The 20411-nt window shown below is 58.4% G+C and carries 23 protein-coding genes and 1 tRNA gene; 13 read left to right on the plus strand and 11 right to left on the minus strand.

Annotated features, from left to right (window positions below; translation table 11 throughout):
• Positions 1 to 33: 33 nt before the first annotated feature.
• Entirely contained in the window at positions 34 to 756 is a 723-nt protein-coding gene (locus HNO79_RS04305) for a M15 family metallopeptidase (protein WP_214164447.1), read from the plus strand.
• 12 nt (positions 757 to 768) lie between these two features.
• Here the strand turns inward: HNO79_RS04305 and HNO79_RS04310 are convergent, their stop codons facing one another.
• Both HNO79_RS04310 and HNO79_RS04315 read right to left on the minus strand, forming a co-directional pair.
• Positions 769 to 1080, minus strand: a complete 312-nt coding sequence (locus HNO79_RS04310) for a hypothetical protein (RefSeq protein ID WP_010515281.1) — start codon at positions 1078 to 1080, stop codon at positions 769 to 771.
• Between the two features lie 82 nt (positions 1081 to 1162).
• Complete coding sequence (locus HNO79_RS04315; RefSeq protein WP_010515282.1) at positions 1163 to 1480, minus strand: helix-turn-helix domain-containing protein; 318 nt, start codon at positions 1478 to 1480, stop codon at positions 1163 to 1165.
• Between the two features lie 114 nt (positions 1481 to 1594).
• On the opposite strand from HNO79_RS04315, the gene HNO79_RS04320 reads away from it, so the two are divergent.
• Both HNO79_RS04320 and HNO79_RS04325 read left to right on the plus strand, forming a co-directional pair.
• Positions 1595 to 1855 carry a hypothetical protein gene (locus HNO79_RS04320; RefSeq protein ID WP_214164446.1) on the plus strand — a complete coding sequence of 87 codons (261 nt, stop codon included), beginning with the start codon at positions 1595 to 1597 and terminating at the stop codon, positions 1853 to 1855.
• Between the two features lie 96 nt (positions 1856 to 1951).
• A complete protein-coding gene (locus HNO79_RS04325; protein WP_048855851.1) occupies positions 1952 to 2470 on the plus strand; it encodes a nucleoside deaminase in 519 nt (172 codons plus the stop codon).
• 124 nt (positions 2471 to 2594) lie between these two features.
• Here HNO79_RS04325 and HNO79_RS04330 read toward each other — a convergent pair whose 3' ends face one another.
• Complete coding sequence (locus tag HNO79_RS04330; RefSeq protein WP_232275794.1) at positions 2595 to 3092, minus strand: hypothetical protein; 498 nt, start codon at positions 3090 to 3092, stop codon at positions 2595 to 2597.
• 203 nt (positions 3093 to 3295) lie between these two features.
• Between HNO79_RS04330 and HNO79_RS04335 the strand changes: the two genes are divergently transcribed.
• Positions 3296 to 3517, plus strand: a complete 222-nt coding sequence (locus HNO79_RS04335) for a hypothetical protein (RefSeq protein ID WP_200410058.1) — start codon at positions 3296 to 3298, stop codon at positions 3515 to 3517.
• 288 nt (positions 3518 to 3805) lie between these two features.
• On the opposite strand, the gene HNO79_RS04340 is transcribed toward HNO79_RS04335, so the two are convergent.
• From HNO79_RS04340 to HNO79_RS04360, 5 genes are all read right to left on the minus strand, one after another.
• Positions 3806 to 4756, minus strand: coding sequence for an efflux RND transporter periplasmic adaptor subunit (locus tag HNO79_RS04340; RefSeq protein WP_010516363.1), 951 nt, complete (start codon positions 4754 to 4756; stop codon positions 3806 to 3808).
• Between the two features lie 12 nt (positions 4757 to 4768).
• Positions 4769 to 4963: a DUF1656 domain-containing protein gene (locus HNO79_RS04345; protein ID WP_010508642.1), complete on the minus strand. Its 195-nt coding sequence runs from the start codon at positions 4961 to 4963 to the stop codon at positions 4769 to 4771.
• A complete protein-coding gene (locus tag HNO79_RS04350; protein ID WP_214164445.1) occupies positions 4963 to 7026 on the minus strand; it encodes an FUSC family protein in 2064 nt (687 codons plus the stop codon). Before HNO79_RS04350 ends, HNO79_RS04345 begins: the two co-directional genes overlap by 1 nt.
• A 101-nt stretch (positions 7027 to 7127) precedes the next feature.
• Positions 7128 to 8525: a siroheme synthase CysG gene (gene cysG / locus HNO79_RS04355; RefSeq protein ID WP_214164444.1), complete on the minus strand. Its 1398-nt coding sequence runs from the start codon at positions 8523 to 8525 to the stop codon at positions 7128 to 7130.
• 87 nt (positions 8526 to 8612) lie between these two features.
• Complete coding sequence (locus HNO79_RS04360; protein ID WP_167513882.1) at positions 8613 to 8762, minus strand: hypothetical protein; 150 nt, start codon at positions 8760 to 8762, stop codon at positions 8613 to 8615.
• A gap of 186 nt (positions 8763 to 8948) precedes the next feature.
• On the opposite strand from HNO79_RS04360, the gene panC reads away from it, so the two are divergent.
• Entirely contained in the window at positions 8949 to 9803 is an 855-nt protein-coding gene (panC, locus tag HNO79_RS04365) for a pantoate--beta-alanine ligase (RefSeq protein WP_048855847.1), read from the plus strand.
• 97 nt (positions 9804 to 9900) lie between these two features.
• On the opposite strand, the gene HNO79_RS04370 is transcribed toward panC, so the two are convergent.
• From HNO79_RS04370 to HNO79_RS04380, 3 genes are read right to left on the minus strand one after another with little or no spacing between them, the layout of a single operon-like run.
• Positions 9901 to 10095: a Trm112 family protein gene (locus HNO79_RS04370; protein WP_010516368.1), complete on the minus strand. Its 195-nt coding sequence runs from the start codon at positions 10093 to 10095 to the stop codon at positions 9901 to 9903.
• 44 nt (positions 10096 to 10139) lie between these two features.
• Positions 10140 to 10907 (minus strand): LON peptidase substrate-binding domain-containing protein, encoded by a 768-nt coding sequence (locus HNO79_RS04375; RefSeq protein ID WP_010516369.1) that lies wholly within the window; start codon positions 10905 to 10907, stop codon positions 10140 to 10142.
• Positions 10904 to 11872, minus strand: a complete 969-nt coding sequence (locus HNO79_RS04380; protein ID WP_048855846.1) for a tetratricopeptide repeat protein — start codon at positions 11870 to 11872, stop codon at positions 10904 to 10906. Before HNO79_RS04380 ends, HNO79_RS04375 begins: the two co-directional genes overlap by 4 nt.
• A gap of 222 nt (positions 11873 to 12094) precedes the next feature.
• Between HNO79_RS04380 and HNO79_RS04385 the strand changes: the two genes are divergently transcribed.
• The 8 genes from HNO79_RS04385 to HNO79_RS04420 all read left to right on the plus strand — a co-directional run bounded on the left by HNO79_RS04385 (position 12095) and on the right by HNO79_RS04420 (position 20319).
• Positions 12095 to 12169: transfer RNA gene (locus HNO79_RS04385), tRNA-Gly, on the plus strand.
• Positions 12142 to 12396 carry a hypothetical protein gene (locus HNO79_RS04390; RefSeq protein WP_214164443.1) on the plus strand — a complete coding sequence of 85 codons (255 nt, stop codon included), beginning with the start codon at positions 12142 to 12144 and terminating at the stop codon, positions 12394 to 12396. Before HNO79_RS04385 ends, HNO79_RS04390 begins: the two co-directional genes overlap by 28 nt.
• 407 nt (positions 12397 to 12803) lie before the next feature.
• The gene (locus HNO79_RS04395; RefSeq protein WP_181418228.1) at positions 12804 to 13943 is read left to right on the plus strand and encodes a polysaccharide biosynthesis/export family protein; all 1140 of its coding nucleotides are present in this window, start codon (positions 12804 to 12806) and stop codon (positions 13941 to 13943) included.
• Between the two features lie 244 nt (positions 13944 to 14187).
• The gene (locus HNO79_RS04400; RefSeq protein ID WP_234448325.1) at positions 14188 to 15255 is read left to right on the plus strand and encodes a capsule biosynthesis protein; all 1068 of its coding nucleotides are present in this window, start codon (positions 14188 to 14190) and stop codon (positions 15253 to 15255) included.
• Between the two features lie 88 nt (positions 15256 to 15343).
• On the plus strand, positions 15344 to 15991 hold the full coding sequence (locus tag HNO79_RS04405) for an ABC transporter ATP-binding protein (protein ID WP_200410053.1): 648 nt from the start codon (positions 15344 to 15346) through the stop codon (positions 15989 to 15991).
• 470 nt (positions 15992 to 16461) lie between these two features.
• Positions 16462 to 17760, plus strand: coding sequence for a capsule biosynthesis protein (locus HNO79_RS04410; protein WP_214164441.1), 1299 nt, complete (start codon positions 16462 to 16464; stop codon positions 17758 to 17760).
• A 270-nt stretch (positions 17761 to 18030) separates the two neighbouring features.
• Entirely contained in the window at positions 18031 to 19014 is a 984-nt protein-coding gene (locus HNO79_RS04415; protein WP_244987423.1) for a glycosyltransferase family 4 protein, read from the plus strand.
• Between the two features lie 171 nt (positions 19015 to 19185).
• Positions 19186 to 20319 carry a glycosyltransferase family 4 protein gene (locus HNO79_RS04420; RefSeq protein WP_214164440.1) on the plus strand — a complete coding sequence of 378 codons (1134 nt, stop codon included), beginning with the start codon at positions 19186 to 19188 and terminating at the stop codon, positions 20317 to 20319.
• The last annotated feature ends 92 nt before the right edge of the window (positions 20320 to 20411 follow it).

Below are 20411 nucleotides of genomic sequence, written 5' to 3' on the forward strand. Positions count from 1 at the left end.
GCTGACTACCTGATGTGATGGGAAGTGCCGCGCATGCCGCATGAAACGCAACGGCAGGCTGTCCCGGTTGCAGATGCGCGGCCGGACGGGGATACGTTCCGCGTACCACTGCAGCATGCACCCGAGGTACTGCTGGCCCAGGCGCGGGCCGTGCGCATGCCGGTCTTCGCGCCATCACGCAGGGTGTCCGATCTGGTTGACATCACACAGGTTGATCCGGCCATCGCGCTGGATATCCGGTATGCCACGGCGCGGAATTTTCTGGGGTTTCCCATCTACCCCGCTGCGCGCGCCTTCCTGCAGCGTCCGGCAGCCCTTGCCCTGTCCCATGCGCGCGGGCTTGCGGCACGGCATGGTTATGGATTGCTGGTTTATGACGCCTATCGCCCCTGGCATGTCAGTTACCTGTTCCGGCAGGCGGTGCCGGAAGCCCTGTATGAATTCGTTGGTGATCCAGCTGTCGGTTCACGCCACAACCGTGGATGCGCCGTGGACCTGACCCTTTGGGATCTGGCCACGCGCCAGGTCGTGTCCATGCCGTCGGGATTTGATGAAATGACGCCGCGTGCCCATGTCACCTATGCGGGCGGTGATGCCGGGCCGCGTGCCCGGCGTGACCTGCTGGCCCGTATCATGGCGGCAAGCGGCTTCCTGCCGCTGGCCGAGGAATGGTGGCATTTCGATTATGTTGACTGGCAGGATTATCCGGTCATGGACCTGCCTTTTGATACGGTCGGGAACACCCCCATACGCTGACCGGATCCGGCATCAGTCGTTGTGGATGGTGCGGTCGATCGAACGTCCGGCCTTTTCCGCCGGTCCCTTTGGCGGGTCAAAGGTATCCTGCATCTTGTCACCGAAATGATCTATTTTCTCGCCCGTGGTTTCGTGGTGGCGCTTGCACGCGCTCAACCCCGTGCCCGCCAGCACCAGTGCCAGACCAAGCGCGGTCAGTGAACGCACACGGCGGCGGGACGGGAGTGTGGGATGGTCATGATGCAGGGACAGGCGGAACTGGATACGGGTCAATGCGGGGGTTGTGCCCGATGGTGTCGTGGACGAAGACGTATGCGTATCCATGTGCGGGTTCCTGCCGTGGTATGATGAATCCTCAACTATGAAAACGCTACCCGGGTTCCGGTTGCACATAAATGTGAGCCGCTTAGCTGAACATGGCCCGACAGTCCGGGCACAGGCGCAGGAAACGGCCATCAGCGACAAAGGCGGTATCGCAGTTCAGGCAGGTGCGGCGTACCTGGTCCGGCCGGTCCATGGGCAGGGCATTGCGGATGCGGTGGCGGCGCAGGTGGGCCTCCAGTGTCTTGATGTTCAGGCCCAGCCTGCGCGCGGTTTCACGATTGGAGCAGCCCTGCCTGCGTAACTGCGCAATGGCCGGGGCAATGGCCGCCCAGTCCAGTCGTGGGCGACAGGGTGTGGGGGATGTCTGTACGCTCTGCGCGTGTTTGTGTGCATATTCCATACGACATTTGTGTTAAAAAAATACACATGCAGCAAGAAAATAGTGCGGATAGAAAAAATATAATCATGCCTGCCAGATGTTTGTGTATTTTTTTCATACACACAAGGACACATCATGCACGATCCCCATCTGCCCGCAGGCTGTACCCAGACTGACATCGACGCCCGATTCGAACCGGAAGAACCCGCATGGGTCGCGTCCTATGTCACGCAGCTCCGGCATCGCCTTGACCGTCTGGAGACGATCCGGATGGAACTGGCGGCCGATTGCTTTGATGGCGCATATGACGGGGCGGATATCCTTGGCTATCTGGATGACGAAATGGAAACGGTCCGCATGGAGATCGAACCCCCACAGCTCACGGGCGGAGACTGATCCCATTCAGTGGGGCGGGGCCTGAATATTTCCATTTGAAAATGAAATCGGGAACCGGCAGAAGCAAGGGGAAAACCCTTTTTGCATGGATATGGAATGACCGAACCGACCTGCCTGCCCGATCTGGATCATGAACATTTCCTGCGGCAGTCCTTTGCCGTGGCGGAGCGCGCGCGTCAGGGCGGCGACCATCCTTTCGGCTGCGTGCTGGTGGATGCCCAGGGCAACGTGGTGATGGAACAGGGGAATGGTTACACGGCGGAAGGTGGCGACATGACTGCCCATGCCGAACGCCTGCTTGCCACACGGGCATCGAAAACCTATGCGCCGGACATGCTGGCGTCATGCACCATGTACACTTCCGCCGAACCCTGTGCGATGTGTGCGGGTGCGGTGTACTGGAGCGGGATCGGCCGCGTGGTCTATGGACAGAGCGAGGCCAGCCTGAAGGAAATAACGGGCAACCATCCCGAAAACCCGACGCTGGACCTGCCCTGTCGCACGGTGTTCGCGGCGGGCCAGCGGCCGGTGGCCGTCATCGGTCCCCTGCTGGAAGATGAAGCTGCTGAATTGCAGCGTACCTTCTGGCGGGAAAAGAACACGTCGGCTGTCTGATCATCCATTGATGGGGAAATGGAAATTTTGGTGTGCCGCCTATTGGGGAAATAGGCGGCATTTTTCCGAAGCTTTCTGAAAAAAGCTTCACCAGAAACTGCTTATGATTTTCAGGTCCATGCCGTCAGAACCCATTGGTTGTGGTCTGTCCGTTGGCCATGGAATAGGAACAGGCCCGCTCGCCATCGGTTACCACCAGCCATATGATATTGCGCAGCCCGGTATAGAACTGCCCTGCATCTTTCAGTGAGGTATAGCCGTGATGGCGGAACCATGAAGCGACGATGGTCGTGGGCTGGGTACCGAAAGATTTCTTGATCGTTTCCAGTAGTTTGTCACATTGCCCACGCGTGAAGCTGTCGTGGTCCTGATACCATATGCCGACCAGTATGCTGTTGCGCCGGGGGTCGAAATCGGCCACCGGCATCATGTCGCTGTCATAGCTGTCGGGCAGGCTGTCGATTTCATGCTGCATGGCGCGCTCGGCCCGGATCAGGCCAAGGTCCATCATGGTCAGCTTGTCGGCAAATAATGTACTGATCACCTGTGACGGAGATGTCTGGGCGGCAGCGGTGCCGCAATATCCGGACATAAGGGCAAGAAACAGGAACAGATAACGCAAGATATCCCCCATGACAGGAACTGGTTCGGGCCATCCTTGTCACGGATGGGGCCGGTACGGACGGTCCTGTATTTCATGTCATGACATGGATTAAATAAAAATAACCTTTTAGACCACCGCGCGTATCTTGAAAGTTATGCGAATAAGTCCTATCTGCCATGAGAATAATAGCTGACATGGCGGTGAATGGGAGTGCACGCGATATGACACGGATAAAGCTTGCCCTGCGTGGCTGGGTACAGGTGGTCTGGGGTCAGATCGTGCGCGAAATCGGATATGCCATCAGCCATGACCGCCTGCAGCGTCGTGGTATCCTGATTGAAAAGCTGGGGCATGGTCTGTTGTACCGTGCCCACCGCATGGGGCCGGCGCCTGGTCCCGATGTGGGCAAGGCTGATCCCTATTCCCCGCCGCCACGCGCCTGAGGGCAGTGCGACGCCTGCCATGACCGCGCGGGCAGGCGGACAGGGTGACATATCAGAAAAAATTCATACGACTCTTAACGAGTCGTGGAAAACGCCCACCTTATCCCCGGTTCCCAACGGTTCTATCCACAGGGTTGCCCGGATATTCGTCCCCTGAATCTGTGGATAAGGTAAGGGTGGGAGCAGAAAGACGTTTTTGGTAAAGCTTTTTGCAAACAGTTTCAGGGAATGCCGCCTTCTTGAAAAAAGGCGACACCCAAAAAACTTTTATTCTTCTTGAACAGTCTTTTAACGATGTCCGGCAAGGTGCTGCATGTCATCGCCGACATGCCGCAATGCATCACGCACCGACATATGGCGGCGGTTGCCGGCTTCCGATACCACGGTCACGGTTGCCGTCATGCCCGCGGCCAGTACAAGGTCGGGTGGAATGTTGTCGATTTTTACGCGCACCGGAATGCGCTGCGCCAGCCGGACCCATGTATAGACCGGGTCCACCGCAGGCAGGCCCTGTATGGATGTCGCGGCATTGTTGCTGGCGATACCGCGCGTGATGCTTTCCACATGGCCGAACAGGGGTTCATGAAAGCCCATAAGGTCCAGCCGCACCGGCTCGCCCACCTTGATGGAATGGATTTTCGTTTCCTCGAAATACCCGTCCACCCAGTAGGAATCCGCATCGATGATCTGGATGTTTACCTGTCCCGCATTGGCGTAATCGCCCGCGCGCATGGTCAGGTTTGTAACGTATCCGTTGATCGAACTGCGGACTTCGGTGCGTTCCAGGTTGATTCGCGCCTGTTTCAGGTCTGCAAGGGCGGCTGCGTACTGAGCTTCGGCCTGCTGGGCCACGGCCTCGAACTGCTGCTTTTCCTCACCCGATACGGCAACGCCTGAAATCTTCTGGCGGCGTTCGTACTGCGATGTCTTGAACTCCAGATCCGCGCGGCGTTCATTGACGGCGGCATCGGCAATATCCAGCTTCACCCGGAAATCGAACGGGTCGATGACATACAGCACGTCGCCCTTGTGCACGAACTGGTTGTCATGCACGCGTACTTCATTGATCTGGCCGGAAATGCGCGGTGCGATATTGGCAACCTGCGCACGGACCTGGCCGTTCCGTGTCCAGGGTGAGGCCGTGTAGTAATCCCACAGCACGATGGCCACGATGGCCGCGACCAGCAGGATGACAGCGGTAATGGCCACACGCACAAGGCGGTTTGCATATGCGAACACGTCAGGATTCTTTCACAGGATCAGGGTATACAGGCCAACAAGGCAGATCAGCAGGCCGAACTGCGCCAGCGGCGGGTTCCAGACAAACCGCCACAGATTGAACCATGACAGCACGATGCGCAGCACCAGCAGCGTGCACAGCGCCAGCCCGAGGTTCATGACAAAGGCCGAGATCAGCACGCCTTCCAGATCGACAACCTGCCGCATCAGCCAGCCTTTTCCATTTTGATGATGCCGTAATGCCGCAACCGGGGCGCTGCCGCCTGCCACGCCCGCAGGACGGCGTTCAGTCCGGCCAGCAGGTTGACGGCCGCGACCTGCGCCTGAGGTGGCAGCTGTGCCTGCGGGGCGGGTATCGCCGCGATGGCGTCGCGCATGCGCTGTTCCACGTCCCACGGCGCGTGGAGCGACAGTTCGCGTTGCGCCAGTTCGGCTGCGGGACGCAGCAGGGCAATCGCCTGTGCCTGCCTGGCATAGGTTCGTGCCCGCGCCAGCGCACCATCCAGTTCGGCAAAGGTCATGAAACTTTCCATCTGTCGTGCGCTGCTGGAATTGCCGGGCAGGCGGTCGGTCCAGAACTGCATCTGGGCCAGCCGGTCATAGGTGCGCGTCAGGCGGGTCGGGCCATCGGCTTCGCCATGGCCGGTCATCTGGCGTTCCAGCGCGCGGACGACGGTGGATGCCATCCAGAACCGCTGCCGCCGCGGTGATGGCGGAAACAGCAGCACAAGAATAATGAATGCCAGCAGGGCCGCCAGCAGGTAGAAAATATTGCGGTTGAGGAATTCCGTGGGGTTGTAGCTCTGGTGATTGTCCAGACCCAGTATGGCGAAGAAGAACACGCCGTAATTGAACCCGATGGCCGCCGTTGACGAGCGCATAAGCAGAAGGCAGGCCAGGAATGTCTGCGGCAGCAGCGTCAGCGCCAGAAAGGGCATGTCCGCCCCATGCAGCAGCACGAAGAAGTTCAGCAGGGCCGCCGCCAGCACGCTGCATGGCAGGCCGATGATCGCCCCCATGCCAAAACGCGCCGTATCCACATTGGTCGCAGCCAGGGTCAGGGTCAGGGCGGTCTGGGCCAGTGCGACGGTCGCGCCCGGCAGGCCGGTAACCACGCAGATCCCGGCCGCGAACGAAAAACCGACCAGAACCCGCAGCGCCCCGATCAGGGCCAGCAGATAATTGGGCTGGACCGCGATATTGACCGTCCTGCTGTGGATGGCGCTGCCGGTGCCTTCGGTCAGTACTTCCTGCCCGGCATGCATGCGGGTGCGCGCGGTCAGCATGCGGGCGGCGCGTTCAATGGCGAAGGCTTCGTCTGCATTGGGCACATGGTCGGGCAGGGTCGCGCGCACGGCATCCAGTATATGCGTGGTGAAACCGGCCTGATCGGTGCGCAGGTCGGTCTGTCGTGCGACGCGGGCAATGGATTCTTCTACTGCCGGGTCGATATTGCCATGACCGGTATGGCGGCCCAGCCCGCGCGCGCAGTCCAGAATGGTCAGCATGGACACCATGGCCAGACGCGCCCCGTTGGCGCGTGCGCCGCCCCGTTCCAGTTCCGTGCGGGCATAGGAGAGCGGCGTGGTCAGTGCCAGTATGCGCGCGCCCAGCCGGATGTCAGTCTGTGCGCCACGGTCGTACATGTGCTGCAGGGCAGCACGCGCGGTTTTGCTAAGCGGACGGATCAGCTGTTTCAGCCCATTGGCCAGCCCCCGCCATGCCTCGGGCGAGCCGGACAGGATATTGATCACCGCCACGGCAAAGACCCCGAGCGTGATGGCCGAAGCGCGGGACACCGCGATGTTGAAGACGTTCTGTGGCGTATCAATGCAGTTTACGGCCACAAGGGCGACCGTATAGCCCGACAGCAGGGCGGCATAGGACCGGAAATCGCGTTCCAGCGACCCCACGAAGGCACAGGCCGCAAGCCAGAGTGCCACCCCCCCCAGAAAGGGACCGCGCTGCTGGTTCCATATTGCCACCAGCACAATGGACACGCCCATGCCCACCATGGTGCCCAGCAACCGGTAAAATGCCTTGGACAGCGCCTGCCCGCGCAGGGGCTGCGCCAGGATCATGACCGTCACACCCACCAGCAGGGGATTGTCCAGTTGCAGCCAGAACGCCGTGGTCAGGCCGAGTACCAGCGAACACCATGTACGCAGGCTGAACCCCACCCAGCCCGCAGGCAGTCGGTCAGTCCAGGGCTGGAAAATGCGAATGATGCCGTGAATACGCCGCGCACCTGTTGCCTGTAGGTCTGGCATGGCCTCCCTGACCGTTCAGTGGCCTCATGGCGCTTGATACAATGGAAATAGCCGGGAATTCATAACAAAGGATGTACAGGCACAAGGTGCATGGCTGATATTCACGCAGGGGATATCACCCGGTGCCGGACCACTTCGCCCACAATGATCAGCGCGGGGCTGCCCACGCCGGCCTCTGCCGCCTGGTGCGCAAGTCCGCCCAGCGTGCCGGTCAGCACGCGCTGGTCCGCGCGCGTGCCGCGTTCGACAATGGCGGCGGGCCAGTCAGTGGGCAGACCGTGGTCCATAAGCTGCGTGCACAGGGCGGGCAGGGCGGATACCCCCATATAGATCACCACCGTCTGTCCCGGTCGCGCCATGCTGTCCCATGGCAGGTGCAGCGTGCCATCCGCGCGGGCATGGCCGGTCACGAACATGCAGGCCTGTGCGCAGTCACGGTGGGTCAGGGGTATGCCGGCATAGGCAGCGCAGCCATTGGCTGCCGTGATGCCTGGCACGACCTGAAATGGAATGGCGGAGTCCAGCAGGGCTTCGATTTCCTCGCCCCCGCGCCCGAACACGAACGGGTCGCCCCCCTTCAGCCGCAGCACGCGCTGTCCCGCCTGTGCGCGGCGGACCAGTTCGGCGTTTATGTCTTCCTGCGGCATGGTGTGTTTGTTGCGGCGCTTGCCCACGAATACCAGTTCCGCATCGCGCCGCACCCGGTCCAGCAGGGCAGGGGACAGCAACTGGTCATACAGTACACAGTCGGCATTCTGCATGAGGTGCAGCGCACGCAGTGTCAGCAGGTCCGGGTCACCCGGTCCCGCGCCGACCAGCCACACTTCGCCCCGCGTGCTGGTGGAGGCAATGATGTCGTCCAGTATGGCGCGCGCACGTTCGTTTTCGCCCCGCCGGGCCGCCTGCGCACCAGCCCCGTCAAGGAAGGTTTCCCATACCTGCCTGCGTCGCGATATGTCGGGACAGGCCGCCCCCACATGCTCGCGCTGTTGCTGCATGAAAACGGCAAGCTCCCCCGTGCCATCGGGTATGGTGCTTTCCACCTGTTCGCGCAGGCGGCGCGCCAGAACGGGGGCAGCCCCCCCGGTGGAGATGGCGATGCGCACCAGTCCGCGATGGATCTGGGCCGGGGTGATGAAGGTGGACGGCTGCGGATCATCGACCGCGCAGACGGGAATGTTCATTTCCTGTGCCAGGGCCGCGACTGCACGGTTGACCGTACGATCGTCGGTCGCGGCATAGACCAGACGGCAGCCGGGCATGGCGGCGCGCAGGGTGGCGGTATCAGCCGTGCTGGCCACGTGGATGATCGTGCCGTCTTCCTCCCATCGCTGCATTTCCGGATCAAGACGGGCGGCAATGACCTCGACCTTCGCGCGGTGGGCCAGCAGCAGGCGGACCTTGTTGGCCGCGATCATGCCGCCGCCAATCACCAGTACCCGGACATCGTCCAGCCGCAGTGCAATGGGAAACCATGCGGGTTCGGAAATATGGGTCATGCAGTCAAACAGCCGGTCATGCCGGCATCCTGTGGCTGGGGAAGGGCAGGTCTGGACGGAAACGCGTCTGGCGGTGGGGTGGTGGCGTCAGTGGGAAGTGACGTTTTTCACCCCTTCGGCATAACCCCAGCGTGTCCATGTCGAACGGTCCTTGACCGATCCCGGCGTGTTGGTGGCGCATGCGGCCAGTGACAGCACGATGGCACAGATACCAAGAACGGGAAGAAAACGGGCCAAAAAAACCTCCTGCACGACGCAATGGCCGACATAGCAGAAAAGCCATGCCTTCACCACGACCATATATGAATTGGCGCGTGCCCTCACGCCCCATCGCGCATGTCATGGAAATGATGATATGCACTCTGCCCGAAACCGGCCGCTGGTATCATGCCGGATACAGACAGGGAGGTAGGGGGAGACAGGATGGAAACGATCAGCACCGTAGCCGGATTGCGCGCACGTGTCAGGCAGTGGAAGCAGGCTGGCGCGCGTGTTGGCGTGGTGCCGACCATGGGGGCACTGCATGACGGGCACCTGTCGCTGGTCCATGCCGCGCGGGCACGGGCGGACCGGGTGATTACGACGGTGTTTGTCAACCCGATCCAGTTTGACAATGCCGATGATCTGGCGACCTATCCCCGCACGCTGGATGATGATGCGCGCCTGCTGGCGGATGCAGGTGTGGACATGCTGTATGCCCCCACCGTGTCGCAGATGTACCCGCCCGGTTTCGCCACCCGCATCAGCGTATCCGGCGTATCGGAAGGGCTGTGCGGTGGCACCCGCCCGGGCCATTTCGATGGCGTGGCGACGGTGGTGTGCAAGCTGCTGTTGCAGACGCTGGCGGACTGCGCCTTTTTCGGCGAGAAGGATTTCCAGCAGGTGCAGGTGGTCCGCCGCATGGTGACCGACCTTGACCTGCCGGTTGAGATCATCGCCTGCCCGACGCGGCGGGAAGCGGACGGTCTGGCCCTGTCATCGCGCAACCGGCGTCTTACGCCTTCTCAGCGGGAGACTGCCGTTGCCCTGCCACGTATCCTGCAGGCCTGTGCTGCCGATATTGCGGTGGGTGCGGATGTTCCGGCTGCATTGGCGCGGGCGGTCCGACAACTGGCGGACGCGGGTTTCGATCCGGTGGAATATGTGGAATTGCGGTCGGAACTGGACCTGCAGCCGCTGGCCGTCCTGACCGGCGGTATGCCTGCCCGGCTGCTGGCGGCGGCATGGCTGGGTGATGTGCGGCTGATTGACGGGATGGCCGTGCCATTGCCGGAATAAAAGAAGTTTTTGGTGAAGCTTTTTTCAAAAAGCTTCGAAGAACGCCGCCTTTTTGAAAAAGGGCGGCACCCAGAAACTTTTATTTTCCAAGCTATCTTCAGGCATCCAGCTTGCGCGCTTCGTCGGGCAGCATGATGGGGATGCCGTCACGCACCGGGAAAGCCAGCCCCGCGCGCTTGCTGATCAGTTCACCGGCCTCACGGTCATAGACCAGCGGCCCCTTGGTCACCGGGCAGACAAGGATGGACAGCAGCCGGGGGTCCAGCGGTGGGGCAGGCGGCTTTTCGGTCATGGCGGCAGATCCCATGCAGGTTGCAGTTATTCAGGCGACATTGGTCAGGATGGGGATGCACCCTCATCGGGTTCATGTCCAGCCCCGTCCAGCAGATTGCGCAGGATCTGGGCGCGGGCGGCGGGCGTTGGCGCTTCCAGCATCATCTGGCGCGGTGCCGTGCCAAATGGGCAGATCATGGGCAGCGTGACCAGCAGGGCGGCGTCATCCATCTGGCGGAGCGCGTCCCATTGTGTGCTGACGCCCTGGGCCTCGCAGAAATCATGCAGGGCGTTGAGCAGGCCTTCACGGTCGAAGGGAATGTCATCCCCGCCATCCGTCAGGTCGGAAACGAAGGATGATGCGTCGATCCGTGCAACGCGGTAGCCACGGCGCATTTCCGTCTCACGCAGCAGGCGGAAGCGGGCAATGCCCGTCAGCGTGATGGCATAGGTGCCGTCCGTGCGTTCGGTCATGGCGGTGATGCGACCGATGCATCCTATATTATAGAGGGGTGGGGTGGTGCTGTAGCCGTCATCCATGTCGGCATCGGCCGCATCATCCAGCGGGCTGCCGTCCATGCCATCCAGCGGGCGGGGCTGGATCATGCCGATCAGGCGGTTGCCGGCCAGCGCATCCTCCACCAGTGCGATATAGCGTGGTTCGAACACATTGAGCGGCAGCCGCCCCTGTGGCAGCAGCAGGGCTTCGTCAAGCGGGAACAGCCCCAGTTCCGCCGGGAAGTCCGCCAGCGTCATTTCCCCGATCTGCGGGATGCGGCGGGGGATGTCATCATGGATGATGATGGTCCCCCGTGGGTCATGCCGCGTCACGAAAACAGCAGCGACGACATGCGCCGCCGGGCGGCGACCGTGTCGGGATCGGTCTGGCCCCAGGCTTCGAACAGGCGGATCAGCTGCTTGCGCGCGCCGTCGTCATTCCATTGACGGTCTTCCTTCATGATGGTCAGCAGTTCGTCGGCGGCTTCCGCGCGCCTGCCTGCGGCATTCAGGGCCGCAGCCAGTTCGAAGCGGGCGGCGTAGTCTTTCGGGTTGGCGGTGATGCGGGCGCGGATTTCCTCGGCTTCCTCAGCAGCCTTCCGGCCTTCGCGCTTGAGTTCCAGCGCCGCCTTCGCCCCCGTGATCTCGGCATGGTTGGCAATGGATTCAGGTGCGTCGTTCAGGGCGGTTTCGGCACCTTCCTCATCCCCCATTTCAATCAGGGCGCGGGCAAGTCCGCCCCATGCGGCGGGATTTTCAGGTTCGATTTCCAGCACCTGCGAAAACAGGCTCGCTGCCGCTTCGGCGCGGCCTTCCTCCATTTCCTTGCGGGCGGCGTCCACCAGGTCGGCGGCAGGCAGGGCGCCCCCAGCTGACTTCAGCACGTTTTCCACGAACCGGCGGACTTCGCTTTCAGACTTGGCACCCTGGAACAGGTCGAGGATCTGCCCCTGCCAGAAGGCGGCGACCAGCGGGATGGATTGCAGCGGCAGGCCGATCTGGGTCAACTGCTGCGCCAGCGCGCGGTTGGCGTCGACATCCACCTTGACCAGCCGGACCCGGCCGCCTGCGGCGCGGACCACCTTTTCCAGAACCGGGGTCAGCTGCATGCACGGCTTGCACCATGTCGCCCAGAAATCGACCAGGACCGGCATGTCGCGACTGGCATCCACCACATCGTGCATGAAGGTGTTCTGCGTGCCCTCCATCACAGGGTCGGGCCTGCCGCCCGCAATTGGCGGGCTACCCGCCGGGGCGGAACCGGCAGGGCGGGGTGTCTGGCCGATAATGTAGTCCATGATGGTCGTGTTCCTGTTGGTCTGGCGGCCAGCATGGGGACGGGGACAGTGCGTGCCCCTATGCCCATGCCGACCGGTTCACATGTTATGGTGATAGATTGGCATTCCCGGCCATCCCCGCAACCGCATTCTTCGGTGATGAAAAAAAACTTCGACAAAAGCATTTTAACCCCTTGCACGCCCACCGGGTTTGCCGTAAACACCGCTTCACCGACACGGAGCGCGGGCGTAGCTCAGGGGTAGAGCACAACCTTGCCAAGGTTGGGGTCGTGGGTTCGAATCCCATCGCCCGCTCCAGATTAAAGCAGTCGGTTTGCAAACGACCCTTCGGGGTCGTTTTTGTTTTCTGGCAGATTGTCAGGAAACTGTTCCCGGTCTGGGTCGCCGAAATCAGAAAATCAGGAATCATTGCAGGATTTCAGCCTGCCGGTCCGCTTCATGTGGAACGTTTCCTGCGCTGGTGCGCTTTGATCCCGCACTACATATTCATGCCGTTTTTCCATGTGAATATGACGGCCAGATAATGGGTGCTGGTGCGCCCATGGAGAGGGTGGCAGGCGTGATCGTATCGAAACGGTTTCCTGTCTTTTGCATGCGGGTTGCCGGGGCTATGTATTGATGGCTGACAGGGTATGTAGGCAGGCAGAAAACAGGTGTTTAATGCGTGCTTTTCCGGGGCTTCCAGCTTTGTGGGACAATCAGGTTCTTACTGTATGGTCAGTCAAAGTGTGATCTGATAAAAGGCCCCTACGTTGCTCTTCATCTTTCCTGCCGAATGAATGTATGTAGGCGCGCCTGTCTGGCCTGAATTATATTCTCGATCATCACTTTTAGCTGCGGTGCCACATTGACCATTTCCTGTCTCCCGAAAAATTTGGGTTCAGTCCTACGGCATATTCGGAAGGGTCGGCATGTTGCTGTGGCTGGTGGAATGGTTCTGTTGCTTGCCGGGTGCAACACCCTTCCCGATAGTGGTCCTACGGAATATAAGATCAACCACGCCCAGAGTGATCCCAAGAGGAACAGCGTAGGCTACAACATTGTGAAGGTCAGCCCGGAACTGATCGGCCTGCTGGAAAGTCAGGAACCACCTCTGTTCAGCAGCCTTGATGCGGATAATGCCCCGACGAGCGTGCCCAGGAATGATACGATCGGGCCAGGCGATGTCCTGCAGGTTTCGATATACGAAGTGGGTAGCGCCCTGTTCAGCCCCAATAACGGGGGTATGTCCGCAGGGGGCAACATGTCCATGGCATCCAACCTGCCGCCACTGAGTGTGGATGGAAGCGGGAATGTTGAAATTCCTTTTGGTGGTCAGATGCATGTGACCGGCATGACCACCAACCAGCTGGCGGATGCCATTACGGCGCGACTGAAGCAGAAATCGCAGTCACCGCAGGTTCTGGTGCGTATCCTGTCCGATATAACCAATTCTGTCATTGTATATGGCGGGGTGCGGCGGCCCAGTCGTATTCCCCTGACACCAAACCGTGAGCACATCCTGGATGTCATTGCGCTGGCGGGGGGGGAAGACCGGACGGTCCAGTCGGATGAGGATTATATCGTTCGCCTGACCCGTAAGGACAAGATTGCCGAACTGCCGCTCAAGACCATAGAAAATGATCCGGCGCAGAATATCGTGATGCAGCCCGGCGACCGGGTACAGGTCGTATATGAACCGCGTACCTTCTCCGTATTCGGGGCAACCGAACGGGTTACCCAGACGCAGTTCACGACCCCGACGCTGACCCTGGCCGAGGCCATTTCGCGCAGTGGTGGCCCGCTTGATTCCCGTGCCGATCCGAATGCCGTCTACCTGTTCCGCTTCGAGAATGCTGATGTCCTGAAACGCCTGGGCCTGTCGGTTGATAATGGGGCGACAACCGGACCTGTAATTTATCAGTTGGATATGATGAACCCGAGCAATTACTTTCTGGCGGAGCGTTTTATGATGCGCGATCAGGATATTATTTATGTCGCGAATGCCACCAGCAACAAGTTCTACAAGTTCTTCGGGTTGATCAGTACACTTATCGCACCGGGGATCACTGCGGCATGGATGGCAAAATAATGAAAGAATTTATGCGACAGAAATGCTGCGGATGCGTGTCCGGGCCGGCTTTCAGGTCTGTTGTGGGTTTCATTGGTGAATATGGTTCGGTGCATGTCACGGTTGGTACTCCAGGACGGAATTGCATATCATGAATGTTGATGTGTACCAGGAAGACAGAAATCAGTATCAGGGAAACGATCCCTCTTTCCTGACGCGGGTGGGGAACTGGTTCCGTAATCTAATACAGAACCATCTGCCCTTCATGATCTTTGTTGTACTGCCGACCGGTCTGGTGTTTCTTTACCTGACCCTGATCGCAACGCCCCAATATATATCAGAAGCGCATTTTGTCGTGCGCGGGCGGTCCGGTCAGTCTGGCATTTCGCTGAGTAACATCCTGCAGTCAAGCGGGGGGAGTGGCGCAACTTCCGAAAATACATACGTGGTGCAGGATTACATGCAGTCACGTGATGCGGCTGAACTGCTGATCAAGCAGAACAGCCTGCTTGACGTCTATCGGCGGCCGGAAGCGGATTTTGTCGCGCGTTATCCGATGTTCGGGCTTCCGCAGGATTTTGAGCATTTTTACAAATATTATAAAAGACATGTGCTGGTAGAACAGGATTCGGAAACAAATATTTCCATCCTGACGGTCCGTACTTTCAGGGCTGATGATTCCCAGAAAATTGCCCGTGCCCTGCTGGATGCCGGTGAAAACCTGGTCAATGATATCAACCGCAGGCAGCGGGATAACCTGATTCACGCGACCTTGCTGGAAGTTCAGGCTTCTGAAGCCAAACTGCGGGACATTAACCAGAAGCTGGCTGAATACCGGAATGTGATCGCCCTGATTGATCCGATGCGGCAGTCCGTGCCGATGATCAGCTTTGTGACCACACTGCAGAATATGCTGACGACTACCAACATGCAGTTGGGCCAGTTACGGAAATCGGCCCCGAATAGCCCGCTGATCGCGGCGTATCAGCGTCAGGCGGATATCCTGACCGAACAGATTAAAAAGTCCGGTGGGGAGATTACCGGATCCAATGATTCCCTTGTCCCGAAGATTACCGGGTACGAGGACCTTATGGTGCAGCGTGAGATCCAGCAGCGGATACTGGTCAGCAACGTGACGTCCCTGGAAGCAGCCAAGCAGCAGGCCAACCAGCAGATGGTCTATGTTGATGAAGTTGCGCAGCCCAACGCGGCGGACTGGCCGGAATATCCACGTAACCTTCTGGTTCTTATTATTACATTCTTCTCCACATTGGGTCTGTACATAATGGGCAGGCTGCTGGTTGCGGGGGCGCAGGAACGTAATATCCGATAATTGAAGGTGTGTTTCCGACGGATGTCACGGATCATATGGTCCTGAGTAATCTGGGGGTTGCCATGTACGACAGAACAAAGAGTCCATAATGTTACGCTGCATTGATATTGTTAAAGATTATCATGTTGATAACGGGCATCGTCGTATTCTTGACGGTATTAACCTGCAGGTTGAAAAGGGCGAAAAGCTTGGCATCCTGGGGCGGAATGGCGCCGGCAAATCGACACTTATCAAGATTATCGGTGGTGTTGAACTGCCAACGTCTGGTCGTATAGAGCATACGATGTCGATTTCATGGCCGCTTGCCTTTGGTGGCGCTTTCCAGGGAAGTCTGAGCGGGCTGGATAATCTGAGGTTTATCTGCAGGATCTATAATCTCGATTACACCAAAACGCGTAAATATGTTGACGACTTTGCTGAACTGGGCAAGCAGCTTATGGATCCGGTGAAAACATATTCATCTGGTATGCGTGCGCGTCTTGCCTTTGCCCTGTCTGTGGTTATCGAATTTGACTGTTACCTGATCGATGAAGTGATCATGGTGGGCGATGCCCGTTTTTATGAACGTTGCCGGGAAGAACTGTTTGTAAAGCGTGCCGACCGCGCACTGATAATTGTTTCCCATGATATGCATTTCGTAAAAGAAATATGCGACAGAAGCGTCGTTATACATGATCGAAAAATGGTTGAATGTTCGTCTGTGCAGGAGGGAATCGATCTCTATCATTCATTGTAGGGATATGAATGATCATTACGGTCGCCTGTATGGAATATTTGATGAATACGGATTGTTGTCTTGTGTCAGCAAGACGATGCATCGGAATGGTGGGAGATTTTATAGGGACGAACGGGTTTGTTTTCTTATCCCTGATATTTTAAAATGACGCGGAATGATGGAAAAAGCAGCTAGGCAGGCCGACAGAATGGAAAACCGGTATTCCACGTATATATATGTTCAGGCATAACTGCCATTGGCTGGGATGCAGTCCGCTCAGGACATTGAAAAACAACGAAGAAGATCACGTCACGGCAGAATGAAGCCCTGATTTGTTCATAAAGCATATCATTGCCATATGCTTGCCCCTATGTTCCCGTATATATCTACCCTCTTGTACGCTCACATGAAGATAGGCGATCTACACCGGTGCTTTCGGCTGCTTCCCAAGGAATTGGTATGCATGTCAAGCTCGAACAGACTGATATGTAATGCTGAATATCTTACAGAACAATGCTGTGTCATCTTCCCGCCGCTTCCTGCTGCTTCAGGGGTTGATGGGGCCTTTTTTCCATGAGATCGGGAAAGCGTTCCGCAAGGCAGGATACGAAGTTTACAAGATAAATTTCAATGGCGGAGATCAATTGTTCTGGCGCCTGCCGCATGGAATCAATTTCACGGGCAGTATGGATGAATGGCCCGGTTTCCTGACCGATGTCATTACGAAGCATGGCATTACCGATGTCATGCTGTTTGGGGACTGCCGCCCCCTGCACCGCAAGGCTGCGTCCGTGTGCATCGAACGTGGCCTGCGTGTCTATGTGTTTGAAGAAGGCTACATCCGTCCGGACTGGGTTACGCTGGAACTTGATGGGGTGAATGGCCATTCATCCCTGCCACGGGATCCGGCGTGGTATCGTGAACAGGCCGCCCATCTTCCGCCCCTGCCGCCACATGTCCAGGTTCCGTCCTCCTTCCGTCGGCGGGCGCTGGAAGCTGTGGCCTATAATGCGGCTGATCTGCTGACGCGCTGGTATTTCAAGAACTGGCATGACTACCGTCCATGGCATCCATGGACGGAAGGGGTTGGCTGGCTCAAGCGCCTGTGGCGCCGTGATGCAGCGCGCGAGCGTACGGAAAAAATCATGGCGGAAGTGGCTGACCACAACCTGCCTTATATGCTGTTTCCGCTGCAGCTTGATGCAGATGCGCAGATCCGGCTGCATTCCGATTTTGATGGCATAGCCGGAGCGATCCGGTTCGTGCTGGAATCTTTTGCAAAACATGCTCCCAGGGACCTCTACCTGCTGGTCAAGGAACATCCCCTTGATAACGGAGTTAAGGACTGGAGCGCCCTGACGCGGAAGATTGCGCGCAAGCTGGGCGTTGCCGATCGTGTCCGTTATCTGGAAAGTGGCGATATCGCCCAGATGGTCCGTGCGGCGAAGGGCGTGGTGACCATCAACAGTACCACAGGTACGCTTGCCCTGATCTGCAATGTCCCTGTCATTACGCTGGGACAGGCGATTTACGATCTGCCGGATATTACGGATCAGGGAACGCTTGATCATTTCTGGGGCGCGCCCACGCCGCCGGATCCCGTGACATTCGAGGATTTCCGACGTGTTCTGATCGACCGCTGTCTGATTGAAGGGGGCTTCTTTTCCCCTGAAGGGCTGAAGCTGCTGGTGCAGGGTACGCTCAGACGGATCAATCGTACGACGCCTTCCGAGGACGGTAAGGTGTTTACCATATCGCACCTCCAGACAAGTTCTTCTTCCCGGCAGTAACTGATGATGATAACGGACGCGCCACATATTTTTATGGATATATCCCGGTTGCTTTCCCGGGCGCGAAATCCGATCCCGACCGGCATCGACCGTGTCGAATATGAATATGTTTCTTACCTGCTGAAGAATGAGGCGCATCGCCTGACATTTGTCGCGTTCCATCCAGTTGGCTGCATAGGAACGTTGTCAACCCGGGCCGTATGTCACTTCGTGGATGCGATGGGCCAAGTATGGGATGGTGACAGGCCATTGCGGGATCGTCTACCCCGTATGGCGCAGCGCCTGACTCAGTCCGTACTCCTGTCATGCTGGACGATGTCCCGGCATCAGGGTGACAGCATCTATCTTCTTGTGTCTCACCATCATCTGACGCGCCCCGGACCGATCGAGAAATTCCTGTCCCATCATGGCAGCCTGTTCGTACCGATGGTGCATGACCTCATTCCGCTGGAATTCCCCGAATATGCCCGGCCGGGTGAACCGCAGCGTCATGCACGGCGCATGGCGACGGTTGCCCGTCTGGCTGCCAGCGTGATCGTGCCGGCCAGGGCGGTCGCGCATTCTCTGGCACCCTATATGAAGAACCGCCCGGCCGACAATCATGTGCATGTCGTGCCCCATGGACTGCATCTGCAGCTTTCCAGCCTGTCCGATGCACCTGTATCGCGCCTGCCGGATGATGGCAGGCCCTATTTTGTGTATCTGGGAACCATTGAGCCACGGAAGAACCATCTGTTATTACTGAATTTGTGGCGTGCCATGGTGGAAGAAAAGGGCGGGGCGGCACCTCGCCTGATTCTGGTGGGACGGCGTGGCTGGGAAAATGAAAACATTCTCGACATGCTGGAACGCTGCCCGGCCCTGCAGGGAAACGTACTGGAATATAATGACCTGTCGGACCCTGAAGTGGTCAGCCTGTTACAGGGATCCCAGGGACTGTTATTCCCCTCCTTTTCCGAAGGGTTCGGGCTTCCCCTTGTTGAGGCCATGGTGCTGGGAACCCCCGTGGTCTGCAGTGATATTCCGGTATTTCATGAAGTTGCGGGAGAGAACGCGATATATCTTGACCCGACCGACGGCCCTGCATGGCGCAGGGCGATTGATGCCCTGTTGGAGAAGATGCCGCAAGGCAGGACAGCCGTGGAAGCTGCGGGTATGAACCTGTTCAACTGGCCCCGTCAGGTTGCGGCAGGTATCGCTGTCGCTGATGAAACAGCAGCCTTTTTCCGGTCGAACGGACCTCGCGCGTCCTGATCCGTGGCGCTGCATAGCTATATGCGGCATGGACCCTTCATTATCCTGCAATAGGTAGCCACATCCTTCATGACAGTACGTGCACATGCTGAAAATGATGACCGCCAGCCTCTTTCAGACCTGACGATATGGCTGGATAGCAGGAATATAGGCAGGTCAGGTGGAACGGGAGTGGCCACCTATGTACAGGGAGTGCAGACCTGCCTGACCCATATGGGGTTTCATGTCCAGTATCTTTGGGGTCATCATCCTGATGATGGCAGCACGCAGCCCAACAGCAGCTGGCAGCGGATTGTCAGGTTTTTGAAGGCCTGTCTGCCCGCCCGGTTGATCAACCGTCGGCAGGGGGACTCCACTGGCGGATCATACCCGTATATTTCAGATATTTACCGCATCGCCCATATTCATTTCCAGATATGGAAGCGCCTGTTGTGGTTACATGGTCAGCAACCGCCAGATATTATGTTCTGGACGTATCCGTTACCGATTCTTGTGAAAAACACGATCAATATTGTGACGGTTCATGACCTGATTCCCATAACCCATCCGCATCTGACGGGAATCAACCCCCGGCGTTTGCAGCGCCTGCTGAGCCAACTGGTTACGCAGGCGGATATCTTGGTGACGGTGTCGGAAACGGTCAGGCAGCAGATCATTGAAATATTTGGTATTCCTGCCAGCAGGGTCGTCAATCTTTATCAGCTTGCGGGGGTCACGGCCACTGAACGTCAGCAATTGACAACTGCTCCGGTCGTGGCGCCTGAGGGCTGTTTCATCTGTGTTGGTCGGGTGGAAAGGCGCAAGAACATTGAACGATTGGTGGAGGCGCATGCACGAAGCGGCACGGAACGGCCGCTCGTGCTGTTGGGACCGGATGGCGATGATATGCCTGATCTCAGTCCCCGTGCGCCCCATCAGCACGTTATCCGTGTGCCGTGGTGCAGTCGGGAATCCTTGCTGCGCAGTCTGGTGAATGCCCATGCCCTTGTTTTTCCGTCTCTGGCGGAAGGATTTGGTCTGCCTATTGTCGAGGCCATGGCCCTGGGTGTGCCCGTCATGACATCCCGTGGGGGCGCGACCGAGGAAATTGCAGGTGGTGCGGCGCTGCTGGTAGATCCCTATGATGTACAGGATATTGCCGATGTCATCGGTCGTCTGGATCGTATGCAGCCTGATACGCCACAATGGGAGGCCCTGCGGCAGGGCGGGATGAAGCGGGCGGAAGTTTTTACGGAAGCCGCGCAGATCGGGCGTTTGCGTGCCTTCCATACGCATTTGCGTGAACTCTTTCCCAACCGTTTGTAACCGCCGCCATGAGATCTCGAAATATGATGTGATGGGCGCAGATCATCGCTTTTTCCAGGAGAAAAGAGATACCGGAAAACGGGCGTCAGGGC

It is taken from the genome of Komagataeibacter oboediens, assembly GCF_018491655.1.
Lineage (GTDB): Bacteria > Pseudomonadota > Alphaproteobacteria > Acetobacterales > Acetobacteraceae > Komagataeibacter > Komagataeibacter oboediens.